10 protein-coding genes are annotated in these 13,419 nt (G+C 30.9%); 8 read left to right on the top strand and 2 right to left on the bottom strand.

The window, feature by feature from the left end:
• The first annotated feature begins 214 nt into the window (after positions 1 to 214).
• Together CPJCM30710_RS15430 and CPJCM30710_RS15425 are read left to right on the top strand one after the other, a co-directional pair.
• A complete protein-coding gene (locus tag CPJCM30710_RS15430) occupies positions 215 to 1,702 on the top strand; it encodes a glycoside hydrolase family 32 protein (RefSeq protein ID WP_212905059.1) in 1,488 nt (495 codons plus the stop codon).
• 1,187 nt (positions 1,703 to 2,889) lie between these two features.
• Complete coding sequence (locus CPJCM30710_RS15425; protein ID WP_246503560.1) at positions 2,890 to 5,277, top strand: ABC transporter substrate binding protein; 2,388 nt, start codon at positions 2,890 to 2,892, stop codon at positions 5,275 to 5,277.
• Positions 5,278 to 5,438: 161 nt separating this feature from the next.
• Here CPJCM30710_RS15425 and CPJCM30710_RS18120 read toward each other — a convergent pair whose 3' ends face one another.
• Both CPJCM30710_RS18120 and CPJCM30710_RS18115 read right to left on the bottom strand, forming a co-directional pair.
• On the bottom strand, positions 5,439 to 5,621 hold the full coding sequence (locus CPJCM30710_RS18120) for a DUF2922 domain-containing protein (RefSeq protein ID WP_212905060.1): 183 nt from the start codon (positions 5,619 to 5,621) through the stop codon (positions 5,439 to 5,441).
• A 289-nt stretch (positions 5,622 to 5,910) separates the two neighbouring features.
• Positions 5,911 to 6,039 carry a hypothetical protein gene (locus CPJCM30710_RS18115; protein ID WP_281413995.1) on the bottom strand — a complete coding sequence of 43 codons (129 nt, stop codon included), beginning with the start codon at positions 6,037 to 6,039 and terminating at the stop codon, positions 5,911 to 5,913.
• A gap of 1,020 nt (positions 6,040 to 7,059) precedes the next feature.
• Here CPJCM30710_RS18115 and CPJCM30710_RS15415 point away from each other — a divergent pair.
• The 6 genes from CPJCM30710_RS15415 to manZ all read left to right on the top strand — a co-directional run bounded on the left by CPJCM30710_RS15415 (position 7,060) and on the right by manZ (position 13,406).
• Positions 7,060 to 7,953: an HAD family hydrolase gene (locus CPJCM30710_RS15415; RefSeq protein WP_212905057.1), complete on the top strand. Its 894-nt coding sequence runs from the start codon at positions 7,060 to 7,062 to the stop codon at positions 7,951 to 7,953.
• Positions 7,919 to 10,732, top strand: coding sequence for a sigma-54-dependent transcriptional regulator (locus CPJCM30710_RS15410; RefSeq protein WP_212905056.1), 2,814 nt, complete (start codon positions 7,919 to 7,921; stop codon positions 10,730 to 10,732). The genes CPJCM30710_RS15415 and CPJCM30710_RS15410 overlap by 35 nt, the downstream gene beginning before the upstream one ends.
• Before the next feature lie 141 nt (positions 10,733 to 10,873).
• Positions 10,874 to 11,293: a PTS sugar transporter subunit IIA gene (locus CPJCM30710_RS15405; RefSeq protein ID WP_212905055.1), complete on the top strand. Its 420-nt coding sequence runs from the start codon at positions 10,874 to 10,876 to the stop codon at positions 11,291 to 11,293.
• A gap of 1 nt (position 11,294) precedes the next feature.
• A complete protein-coding gene (locus CPJCM30710_RS15400; protein WP_212902880.1) occupies positions 11,295 to 11,768 on the top strand; it encodes a mannose/fructose/sorbose PTS transporter subunit IIB in 474 nt (157 codons plus the stop codon).
• 32 nt (positions 11,769 to 11,800) lie between these two features.
• A complete protein-coding gene (locus CPJCM30710_RS15395) occupies positions 11,801 to 12,571 on the top strand; it encodes a PTS mannose/fructose/sorbose transporter subunit IIC (protein ID WP_212905054.1) in 771 nt (256 codons plus the stop codon).
• Positions 12,572 to 12,584: 13 nt separating this feature from the next.
• Positions 12,585 to 13,406, top strand: coding sequence for a PTS mannose transporter subunit IID (gene manZ / locus CPJCM30710_RS15390; protein WP_212905053.1), 822 nt, complete (start codon positions 12,585 to 12,587; stop codon positions 13,404 to 13,406).
• Positions 13,407 to 13,419: the final 13 nt, after the last annotated feature.

The raw sequence follows: 13,419 nt of genomic DNA, 5'->3' as shown, positions 1-13,419 counted from the left end.
AACAGTACAGACCCAGTTTTTACAAATCAAGTAATGGCTGCATTAACAATATCAAGTATACCAATAGTTTTAATTTATATGTTCTTCCAGAAACATATTGTTGAAGGTGTTGCTCATACTGGAGGTAAATAATAGATATTCAGAATAACTTATGTTGGAACTTTGATTCCACATTGCAAAAAAGCAATTAATATGAGATTTAAAAGGAGTATATATGAACAAATTAAATATAGCGAATGACTATATAAAAAATAATTCTAATTTTGTTAACGAACAGTATAGGCTTAAATATCATTTTATTCCACCAATAGGGTGGATCAACGACCCAAATGGATTTAGTTATTATAAAGGAGAATACCATCTGTTTTATCAATATCACCCATATGATAGCTGTTGGGGACCTATGCACTGGGGACATGCTGTAAGTTCTGACTTGGTTAAGTGGGAGCATAAACCTGTAGTATTAGCACCGGATGAAGAGTATGATGCAGATGGTTGTTTTTCAGGAAGTGCTGTAGAAAAAGATGGGGATCTATATTTGATGTATACTGGGCATGTTAACCCTAATAAAGAAAAACCTGAAAATATAAGACAAACTCAGTGTATAGCATCTTCAGATGATGGAATAACATTTAATAAAATAAAGGAAAACCCAGTAATTACAGAGAGGGATTTACCTGAGAATGCTCTACCTCAGGATTTTAGAGATCCTAAGGTGTTTAAAAAAGATGAGTATTATTACACTGTAGTAGGTTCAATAAATAAGGATGGTAGTGGACAAATTCTGTTATATAAATCAGAAGACTTGATTGAGTGGAAATATGTGGGTATTATGATAGCCAGTGAAAATAAGTTGGGTAAGATGTGGGAGTGTCCTGATTTATTTGAATTAAATGGAAAATGTGTGCTAATAGTATCACCTCAATTTTGTGAAAAAGAAGAAGACAGATACTGGAATATCCACTCAAGTTTATATTTGATTGGTGATGTAGACTTTAATACAGGTAAATTTAGTTGTGAACATGTAGATCAGGTAGACTATGGACATGATTTTTATGCTCCTCAAACTCTTATTGATGATAAAAATAGAAGAATAGCGATAACCTGGATGCAAATGTGGGAAAGAAATATACCAACTCACGATAAGAAGCATAATTGGGCAGGGGCAATGACTATTCCAAGAGAATTAGAGCTAAGAGGTAATGCACTTTATCAAAAACCAATAAGTGAGTTAGAGACATATAAAACGAATAAAGTATCATTCAACAATTTAACGGTAGATGGCTCATTAAGAATAAATGAACTTTCAGGAGAATGTATTAATCTTGAGATGATGTTAGATCGTAAAAACTCTGAGAGATTTGGTATAAAGCTCGTATATAGCGCATATGAATATACTTCTATATACTATGATTGCCAAAATGAAAAATTAATTTTAGATCGTAGTAATAGTGGTGAAAAGATAAATGGTGGTGAGAAAGATGTTGAAGCTGGAGTAAGAAGAGTTCCAGTTAAGTGTAATGATAATAAGTTAAAGTTAAATATATTGATTGATAGGTGCTCCATTGAGGTGTTTATAAATGACGGAGAAAAAACAATGACATCTACAATATACCCTAGCAGCCCATCTCTAAATATAGAGTTTTTTAGTAATGGGGAAATAGAAATATTAGAATTGAATAAATGGGATTTATGTTTTTAGCAGTTGATAAGATAGGAAGAGTATTTACTATAGGGGAAGCCTTAATTGACTTTATACCAGAAGAAAGAGGTAAAATGTTGAAGGAAGTTACTTCGTTTAGTAAATAACTGGATTAGTATATCTTAAATTTGGCAATTGAAACCTTTAGGTTTTACAATTAGCCATTTACCTGTTAAAAAATATAGAGATTTATCAGAGATTCGTAGTAATTTCTTTGTATAAAAAAGGGGCTGTTACTGAATAGTTTTTAGGACATCCTCTTTTTTTTTCAATAAATGTAAGCAGTATTAACTTCTGATATGCAGGCTTTAACTAAGGCTGTGTTATGTTAATATTGATATTTGAACAATATGGGTGAAAGTTTATGAAAAAGAAAAAAGGTTCAAATTTCTGAACTTTGGATAGTTTTTTTGCATTTTGAGATGTGCAAATGTTTACTTATAAGTGTTGCAAAACAAACATTTTTATGCTAAGATTAATCCATATCAATGGGAACCGATTCCTAAAAACAAGAGGGATAATAATGAAAAATAAAACTGTTTGGTAGACGCACAGACTGATGAACTTTTAGAAACAGTAGTATACTATCATTCAAAAGATTGATTAAATTGGACTTTTAGAGGAAGGCCATAATATTAGAGAACAGCTCAAGGTTATAAAATTAAAGTAATGAAAAATAGAAGATGACATGTTTTTTATAGTCTTGGAGAAGAAACTGGTCATTTTTAAATTATAATTGACTAACAATACTAGAAAAATAAAAAGTGCATCGTTCTGAAATTATATGGATTTTTACTTATTCACACTTATCAAGGATATACTTTTTAGAATTCTGAGAAGTATATCCTTATTTATAATTAGATAACACGAGTTATAACAAAAAATAAATTTGTAGCTTTTAGATTGCAAGTATTATCCTTATATGCAAAAAGTGCATCCATTTTAATAGCGTGCTTATTGTAAATGCTTTTCTTTAACCAGGACATTCATTTAATAGTGTAATTATAAGCTTCTTAAGAAGCATCTGGTAATGTTAAGTTCATTGTTTATATGGGGGGATAATTTGGAGATGAAGAACTAAAAAATGTGAGAAAATGGACTTTGTAAGAAAAGAAATGGCGCAATATTAGTATCATTTCAACTTCAGGAGGCCATAGTTAAAAACGTAGTATTAAAGCACGATGTTTTTGAGGGGAGGATTAATTATTTTTACCTATAAAAAATATAAAAAACAGTGTATTTTTCTTATATTTTTTATTACATTTTTTGTACTCTTTCTAAGGCCTGTTCGTGCTCAGAGTATAGGTGAAAAAAATGTACTAATTTTAAGTTCCTATGGAAATCAAAGTACTATTTTGTCTGGACAGCAATCAAGGACATGGACTGATGAAATTATATCTTCAGTAAATTCTGAGTTTGTAGATAGTAAAAAAAATATAAATGTAAAAATGGAATATATGGGGTTGGGGAAATCGACTTGGCCACAATATTATGAATTGTATAAACATAGCTTTACAAGCACTACATTTGATGTAGTACTTGCCTTAGACGATGATGCTTTTAATTTTTTACTAAGTTATGGAGATAAACTATTTCCAAATACTCCTGTCGTATTTAGTGGAGTGAATAACTTTAATACTTCTATGATTAGTGGACATCCACTTTTTACTGGTTTATCAAAGAGTCTTGATATTAAAAATACTTTAGATGTTGCTTTAAAGCTTCAGCCTAATGCGAAACAAATATTTGTGATTACAGACAAAGCACCAGGAGGAGTAGAAGATTATATAAAGGGGCTAATACCCCTATATAAAGATAAAGTTACCTTTATATTTTCTGACGAACAAAATGTCACAAAGGTAAAAGAAAAAATGGATAAGTTACCAAAAGATACTATAGCCTATTTTGACGCAAATCTTAAAGATGATAATGGTAAGGATATGTTAATTACGCAGGTTGCCGATATTCTTTTTAAAGATAATAAAATACCTAGTTTTTCTAAATGCTATATAGAAGTTAACAAGCAGAGTGTTGGAGGTGTGATTACCTATGGTACTGATTTAGGAAAAGAAGTAGGTAAACTAGCCTTAAGAATATTGGATGGTGAGAAGCCATCGGATATTCCTGTTACTGAAGATTCGGCTCATAATTACGTATTTAATTATAATAAATTAAAACAATTTCATATTGACTTGAATACTTTACCTAAAGGGTCATGGATAGTCAATCAGCCTTCTAAATTTTATAATATATCTAAAACACAAGTTTTATATTTAATAACTGCTATTATATTTATTATTATTTTAGCACTAGTTTTTGTCATTGCGAACATATATAGACGTAAACTTGCTGAAAAGCTATTGTTTGATAGTGAAAGTGTACTGTATACAGTAATGGATTCCACTCCGAATATAATCTACATGAGAAGTCCTGATGGTAAATTTGTTAAGGCAAATAATACAGTTTTAAACTTGCTAGGCACTAACGAGAAGGATTTTGAAGATAAAAGTGTTGATGAATTAGCTAATTCATCAGCTGACGCAAAGTATGTACTAGAAAGTTGGATGAGTCAAGACGAAGAAGCATGGAACACAGGCACTATGTATAGAAGCGAAGAAGTTATACCAGATAAAAAAGAGAATATTGATAGATTTTATGATACATTAAGAATACCCCTATTTAATGATGATGGAACCCGCAGAGGATTAATTTTATTTGGACTTGATATAACAGATCATAAGAATAATGAGGAAAATGCAAAGCTTATTCAAGAAATGATCCATTATGATAAGTTAAAAACCAATTTCTTCTCTAATATTTCTCATGAACTTAGAACACCATTAAATTTAATTTTTAGTGCACTTCAAATCATAGAATTGAAAACTAGTGCATTTAACGAAGAACAAGAAAGTGTAGAAAAGTATATAGGTATAATGAGACAAAACAGCTATAGACTACTTAGAATTATAGGCAATCTTATTGATATAACAAAGATTGATGCAGGACATTTTTTTACTCAGCAGTCAAATAGGGATATAGTAAGTATAGCAGAAAATATTGTATTATCAGTTGTTGATTATGTTGAAAGTAAAGGTATTTCTATTACCTTTGATACAGAAATAGAGGAAAAAATCATGGCTTTTGATCCAGATGCCATAGAAAGAATCATACTTAATTTATTATCAAACTCCATAAAATTTACTCCTAGTGGTGGAAGTATCGAAGTTAATATATATGATAAGGTAAATAGTATAGTTATATCTGTTAAAGATACTGGGTTGGGAATACCCGTAGAAAAACAATCTTCTATATTTGAAAAATTTGTTCAAGTGGACAAGTCGCTGTCTAGAAATAGAGAAGGAAGCGGAATAGGTCTTTCATTAGTTAAGGAATTAGTAGTAATCCATAATGGAACTATTGAATTAGAAAGTATTCCGGGTAAAGGAAGCGAGTTTAGAATAGAGATTCCTGTAAAATTGATACATGAGGATGAAAATCCTACTGAATCTAACATCTATACAAGTGAAAATAAGGTAGAAAGGATTAAAATAGAGTTTTCTGATATATATAATTAGGAAAGTGAGATACTGTATTGCTCAACTCCATTATTCTTTGTTAATATAATTTATATAAAACGAATTAAACTGAATAAAAAGAAAAAAAGGCTCAGTTGAAACTGGGCCCTTTTTTATATATGAAGATAATATGAAGTGCTATTACAATTAAACTCAGTAGTTTATCTTTGAGTCGATTCAGCGCCATACTTTGAAGCTAAAGTTTCACCTTTAGTTAAGAATATATTCCTAGCTATAATGATATTCATTAAAGAGGATACTTCTACTTGAGGTATATCACCTTTAACGCCAGTAACAGATAGTGAAACCTTGTCTCCACTAGTAGTAACAAAGCTTTTCTTGATGGGGTTGTCTAATGGGAGCTTCTTTTCGTAACAGTAATAAAAAAATGTGCCCTCGTTAGAGAGTACTACTGATTAAATTTGCTTTGACTCCATATAAATAAGGGTTAAAATGGAGGTGATTTTATATACATTTTTATATTTTATCTATGTGCTTTGAATTTGATACTATACATAATATGTTATCCTTAGAGTCAAACTTCACATCCACAAGCGCTGGTAGCGTGTCCGCATTAATACCATATACTTTTTCAGAAATGTCTTTTCCATCAATTTTATATTTTAAAGTGTTCTAACCTGAAAGGTTCAGGTTAGAAAAACCAGGAACTGAGTCAAAGCTTTTAAGCATTTCTTGTTTTGCATAATTTTCAAATTCACTTTTGTTTAGTACAAGTATATCAATGTCAGCAGCAGCTATCATAGCTGTTAATTTCTGATTAGGGGTAGGTGAGTATTAATCATTTGGGTCTTTGGAATACGTTAAAAAATATAACTTTATTTCTTTCTTTTTAGAATCTTTTACTAAAGCAGTTGTGGCCTTTTCTTGCAAAGTTGCTAATTTGTTGGAATCTACAGTTACTCCCATTAAAGTGATATATAAAAAATAATAAAGAATTATTTTAAAAGGTTAATTTAGAAGTTTACAAAGTAAATTGTGAAAGTAAACAAGTGTACAATTGAAATGTAGGCGTATAAATAGATGTATACTATCCAGGTCTAGAAGTAAGTTGTGCTCATAAAATTTTTTATAAATTTAGTGCTTTTATCAATGTATAAGGTAACTCTAGGCTTGATAACCCTATAGCTATAGCAAAACATTGTTGTGAAATAAATAAAATATAATAAATTATAAACAAATGTAAATTAAATTATATTTCAAATATAATGCAAAAATGAAGAATAGTGTTGACTGGCACTATTCGCTTTGATAAAATGTGGTTAAAGGAAATTAATAAATTATTACAAATGTAAATAAATTATTCGGAAAATGTAAAATTGATGAAGGAAGATGAATTTGTATATGGAAGCGTTCGTAATATTTATGTTAACGCATGCTATCTATTATAATAGTTGTACTGCAGAAGCGCTTTCAGATGTTATAAGGCGAAGATTTTATATTTACAAGTTAGCTGTTGAGAAAGAAAAGGAAATGATAAGGTAACGCATATAGGGTACAAGGTAATAAAAAGTTAAGAACTTTGATAAACTTGCTTAAGCTCAAACAGTGTCAAAATTCTTAGCTTTTTTAATAATTTAGAACTAATACTTTCTAACAAATTATTTAAAGGTGACGCAATATAGCATATGTTCTTCTGCATAAATTAAATTTATTTGATACATCACATTGTACAAATCTTATTTTCATATTAAATGAATTTTTAATAGGTGACTGCAGAATAAAAAATAAAAGGTGTAGATTTTAATATTAGGAGGGGGTTAATTGAGTAAATTTAAATTTATATGCTTAGATATTGATGGTACACTTTTGAGTTTAAAACATCAAGTTACAGAAAAAACCAGATGCATCATTAATAGAGTGGTAAATGAAAAACACATACCAGTTGTTCTTGTATCAGAAAGGATGCCCAAGGGAATTTTATTATTACAAAGAGAGTTAGGTATATGTGAGCCTATAATTTGTTATAGTGGATCTTTGATTCTTTATAAAAATTTAGAGATTTTACAAAGCAATTATATAGATGCTTCTTATATAAAAGAAATATTTGCTGTACAAAATTGTAGTATATTTACTGTGCAAAACTGTGGTATTCACACGAGTTTATATAAGGATGATGATTGGTATGTAGAAAAGATGGATGAATGGGCACTGCAAGAAAAGAAAATAACAAATATAAATCCAATTATTAGCCATTATGATCAGTTCTTAAAAAAGTGGGAGGAACATAATGAAGGCTGTAACAAAATTGTGTGTATGGGAAAGCCAGAGCAAATACAGATGTTGAAAGATATACTAAAAGAAATATTTAGAGATAATTTAAATATCTATCTTTCAAAACCAACTCATTTAGAAATAATACCTAAGAGTTCATCTAAAACTTCTGCCATTGAATTTTTGCTAAAAAGGTATAAATTAGATAAATCAGAGCTTATAACAATTAGAGATAACTACAATGATATGGATATGCTTGAATATGCGGGACTTGGCATCGCAATGGGAAATGCACCAGATGAAGTCAAAAAAGTCGCTAATGATGTAATTTTATCTAATGATGAAGATGGGGTAGCATATACAATAGATAGATATGATTTAAATACTAATGAATCTGGAGGTGGTACTAATGAAAAGGATAGAAAAGATTTATTGTTATCTTGAAAATAATACAAAAAAACTCTCAAAAGAAGATCTAGTAAATGATATAGGTTTTACATCTATTAAAATTGCAGAAGAACTAAGCATGTTAAGAAACAATGTGAGCAAAGAACTTAATGAGCTTTTAAGGTTAAATAAGGTAATAAAGATAAAGGCAAGACCTGTTAGGTTTTTGCATAAGGCTGCTGTGGAAGAAATACTAGATATTAAACTTGAGGATGAAATTATTGAAGTAAGAAGTGTTAACGATATCATTTTAGATAACGAGAAGAAGGAACCATTTAAGCTATTGATAGGTGCGGAAAAAAGCTTAAGAAATCAAATAGAACAAGCAAAGGCTGCTATATTATACCCACCTGGAGGACTGAATACACTGATTATTGGTCAAACAGGAGTAGGAAAGACTTTATTTGCAAAGATGATGTATAACTACGGAAAATTTGTAAACAGATTTTCAGATAAGTCACCTTTCATTGTTTTTAACTGTGCAGATTATTACAATAACCCTCAATTATTGCTAGCTCATATTTTTGGACACATAAAGGGTGCTTTTACTGGGGCAGATTCTGAAAAGTCAGGACTTGTAGAAAAGGCTAATGGAGGTATTTTGTTTCTAGATGAGATACATAGATTACCTCCAGAGGGGCAAGAAATGATATTTTATTTCATGGATACAGGAGAATATAATAAGCTGGGAGAAACTGAAAGAACAAGAAAAGCCGACGTGCTTATAATAGGAGCAACTACAGAAGATACTGATTCCTATATGCTAAAAACTTTTATGAGAAGAATACCAATAACAATAAATATACCGTCACTTCAAGAAAGAACCAATGAAGAAAAAGTAGAGATAATAACACATTTATTTTTAAGTGAAGCACATAGAGTGAACAAGCCTATTAAAGCTTCTACTGAAGTTGTTAAAGCTTTAATAGGGAGCGCTACCTATGGAAATATTGGACAGTTAAAATCTAATATCCAACTTACCTGTGCCAAGGGTTTCTTAGATAGTATAAATAATAATAAGGATTATATAGAATTAGATTTTAAAGCTTTATCTTCTAATATAAGAGATGGTTTCTTTGAAATAGGAAGAGATAGAAAGGAATTTCAGCAGTTGGATACTATCCTAGGTAAACCTTTACTGATAAGTCCAAATGGTTACAAAGTCCTTATAGAAGGGGCTGATTCTTATGAACCTCCCTTTAATCTTTATAAAATCATAGAGGACAAGTTAAGCTTACTAAAGGAAGAGGGGATGGATAGTGATTATATTAATAAGTTTATTACCACAGAGGTAAATATTCATATAAAAAGCTTCTATAATAAGTTCACTAAAAATAAGGAAAATAAAGATAGAATTTTAAAAATTGTAGATAAGGAAACTTTAGAATTTACAGAACAGATAAAAATCTTAGCTGAAGACGAGCTAAATAGAAAGTACAGCGATAGATTCATATATGCTTTAAGTCTGCATCTTAGTGCCTTCCTAAAAAGAATAAAAGAGAAAAAATATAATGGTAGAAACACATACAACACAGTGAATAACAAGGATGAAGAATATCGCGTTGCATTAAAAATTAAAAATTTGATAAGTGAAAAATTTGGTATACGTGTGCCCGAAGTAGAAGTAACTTATATAGCTATACTGTTAAAATCAGTAGAAGAGGACAGAGGTGGAGACGTTGGAATTGTGGTAGCTGCCCATGGAAATTCCATAGCAAGCGGTATGGTTAATATTGCAAAAAGTTTATTAGGAAATTCTAATATATGTGCTGTTGATATGCCACTTGACGTAAGTCCCAAAGAAATATTAGAGGTTGTTATAGATAAAGTTAAAGAGGTGAATAGTGACAGAGGGGTACTATTACTTGTAGATATGGGTTCTTTAGTAAAATTTGAAGCCACTATAGTTGAGAGAACAGGTATTCAAGTTAGAACCATAGATATGGTATCTACTCCTTTAATACTTGAAGCTATAAGGAAATCAAGCATTTTGGATATGAAGCTTGAAGATATATATAACTCCTTAAAGGACTTTAAGGGATATAATAGCTATTTAAATGAAAAGAACTGTATAAGTAATAAGGTAATCGTTACAGTATGTGCTTCAGGGGAAGGTACTGCAGAAAAGTTAAAACAGATAGTAGAAAGAATAGTATGTAATTTAACCGGAGAAAGTATAAAAGTTGTAGCTGTAGGAGTAAGGGAACTTGACAAGAAGATAAAAGAGCTGCAGAAAAAGTATAATGTTTTGGTAGCTATAGGAATAAAGAGACCTAATGAAAATATACCTTTTATTTCCCTTGAAAAACTTATGGATACTAACGGAGAAAAGATGCTGAGAGAACTCTTAATTAACAATAACCTAACTATTGTAAATGATGATAAAAATATTGTCATAAAAGACTTATGTGAAAATAGTCTAGAAGAGTTTCTTACCTACTTAAATCCCCGGAAGATAATTGGTCTGTTAATGGAATTTATGAGAGCGTTAGAAAAAGCGTTGGAAACAGAATTAGATAATAGAACTAAAATAAGTATCATCAACCATGCGGCTTATGCATTAGAAAGAGCTATAACTGGCGGAGAATTACGTTATGAAGGAAATAAAGAGGAAATTGATAAAAAAGTTATAAGTGCAGTAAATAATGGATGTAAAATATTTAAAAAATCGCTGAACCTAACCTTAACTGAGGATGAAAAATATTATATTTGCGAAATGCTTAATTTAGAAGTATCAACAAGTATAAGAAGTTGCCAAAAAATATTGGAATTGTAGAGCAGTTGTATCAATCATATAAAGTTTTGTATCAAATAAATTGATTATACCCCCAAAAGAATACTTAAATGTTTTGATACAAAATCTTGGCATAGGAATTGCTATTAATACTAATGTAAAAACAAATAAGGAGGCAAGATAATGGTAGCAGTGATAGTAGGTACCCACGGTAAATTCTCACAAGAAATAGTAAGATCATCTGAAATGATATTTGGAAAGCAGGAGAATGTGGGCGTAGTTACATTTGAACCAGGAGAAGGTGCTGATGGTTTAGTACAAAAGTATACAGAAGTTATGAAAGGTTTAGATTGTACTCAAGGAGTGCTTTTTATGGTTGATTTATTTGGAGGAAGTCCATTTAATGCAGCCAGTAGAATAGCAGTAAACAATGAAAATATGGATATAGTTACAGGGGTAAGCTTACCTATGCTTCTTGAGGTATATGGTTCAAGAAGTTTTCTAAGTGTATCAGAATTAGTAGAGACAGCTAAGAATGCTGCAAAAGATGCAGTAAAATCATTTAAGTCAAGTGTAGAAGATAATGAAGAGGAGGAATTATAAAATGGAAATTTCTTTAGCAAGAATCGATGACAGATTAATTCATGGTCAGGTGGCAACAGTTTGGACAAAGGTATCAGGATGTAACAGAATTTTTGTTTGTAGTGATGAGGTGGCGAATGATAATTTAAGAAAAACTCTTTTACTACAAGTTGCTCCTCCAGGAGTTAAAGCTCACGTATTAGAAATTGATAAAGTTATAGAAGTTTACAAAAATCCGAAATATGCTAGCTTTAAAACTATGTTCTTATTCACAAATCCAACAGATGTTTTAAGACTTGTTGAAGGTGGAGTAGATATTAAATCAGTAAATATAGGTGGAATGTGTTTTAAAGAAGGTAAAACTCAAATTACTGGTGCGGTTTCAGTAGATAAGAAAGATGTTGAAGCATTTAAAAAGCTAAATGAAAAGGGAGTAGAATTAGAGATAAGAAAACTTGCTTCTGATCCAAAAGTTGATATTATGACAAAAATTTAATAATGAAGAATTTATTGGGAGGTTGTTAAGTTATGAGTACTATTCAAATTATTTTAGTTGTAATTATTGCATGTATAACAGGTATGGGAAGTGTGCTTGATGAAGGACAAACACATAGACCATTAATTGCATGTACTTTAATAGGACTTGTGTGTGGTGATCTTAAAACAGGAATTATTTTAGGTGGTACTTTAGAAATGATGGCTCTTGGATGGATGAATGTAGGAGCCGCTATGGCACCAGATGCAGCTTTAGCTAGCGTAGTTTCTACAATATTAGTTATAGTAGGAAAGCAATCAATAGGTGCTGGTATAGCAATAGCTATCCCAATAGCAGCAGCAGGACAGGTAATGACAATATTTGCAAGAACAATAGCTGTATTTTTCCAACATAGAGCAGATAAACATGCTGAAAATGGAAATCTAGCAGGAATAGAAAGATGTCATATAGCAGCTTTAGGAATTCAAGCAGTACGTGTAGCCATCCCAGCAGCATTAGTAGCAGCGGTAGCTGGAACAGAAGGTGTTAACCTAATGTTAGCTGCAATACCAGAAGTTATTACAAGAGGATTACAAGTAGCAGGTGGGTTTATAGTAGTTGTTGGATATGCAATGGTAATCAATATGATGGAAGCAAAACACTTAATGCCATTCTTTTTCTTAGGATTTGTTGTAGCAGCATTTACAAGCTTTAACCTAGTAGCATTAGGTATATTAGGTACAGTTGGTGCAATAATTTATATTCAACAAAGTCCAAAATACAATGCATCATCAGCGGTTATTGATGAACTAGACGTTATATAGGGAGGAAAAAGCAATGAGTGAAAAAAGATTAGATAAAAAAGATATAATGAGCATGTTTATTCGTTCAAATTTCCTTTTAGGTTCTTTCAACTTTGAAAGAATGCAGGCTGTAGGATATTGTTTTTCAATGATTCCAGCATTAAAAAAATTATACAAAGGCGAAGAATTAAAAGCAGCATTAAAAAGACACCTAGAGTTTTTTAACACTCAACCATTTATAGCAAATCCAATTATGGGTGTAACTGCAGCAATGGAAGAGCAAAGAGCAAATGGAGCTCCAATTGATGATGCTTCAATAAGTGGTGTAAAGGTAGGACTTATGGGACCACTTGCTGGAGTTGGTGACCCGCTATTCTGGGGAACATTTAGACCGGTAACAGCTGCTTTAGGTGCATCATTAGCAATGACAGGAAATATATTAGGGCCTATACTATTCTTTGTATTGTTTAATGTATTAAGATTATCAACAAAATGGTTTGGACTAAAGTACGGATATGAAAAAGGAACAGAAGTTGTTTCTGATATGGGTGGAAACAAGCTTCAAAAGCTAACAGAGGGAGCTTCAATCCTAGGACTATTTGTAATGGGTGCACTAGTATCAAAGTGGACAAGCATGAATGTACCATTAGTAGTATCAACAGTTAAAGGTGCAGACGGAAAAGAAGTAATAACAACAGTTCAGAATATACTAGATCAATTATTACCAGGACTACTACCATTATTATTAACTTTCTTATGTATGAATCTATTAAAGAAAAAAGTAAATGCAATTGTACTAATATTTGCATTATTTGCCATTGGTATTTTAGGATATGCTTTTGGAATATTAAAATAGTAAAACTAAGAGA

Origin of the sequence: Clostridium polyendosporum (genome assembly GCF_018332455.1) — a bacterium.
GTDB classification, from domain to species: Bacteria; Bacillota; Clostridia; order Clostridiales; family Clostridiaceae; genus Clostridium_AY; species Clostridium_AY polyendosporum.
Note: the sequence above shows the minus strand (reverse complement) of the source record. Positions and strands in the feature narration are given on the sequence as shown.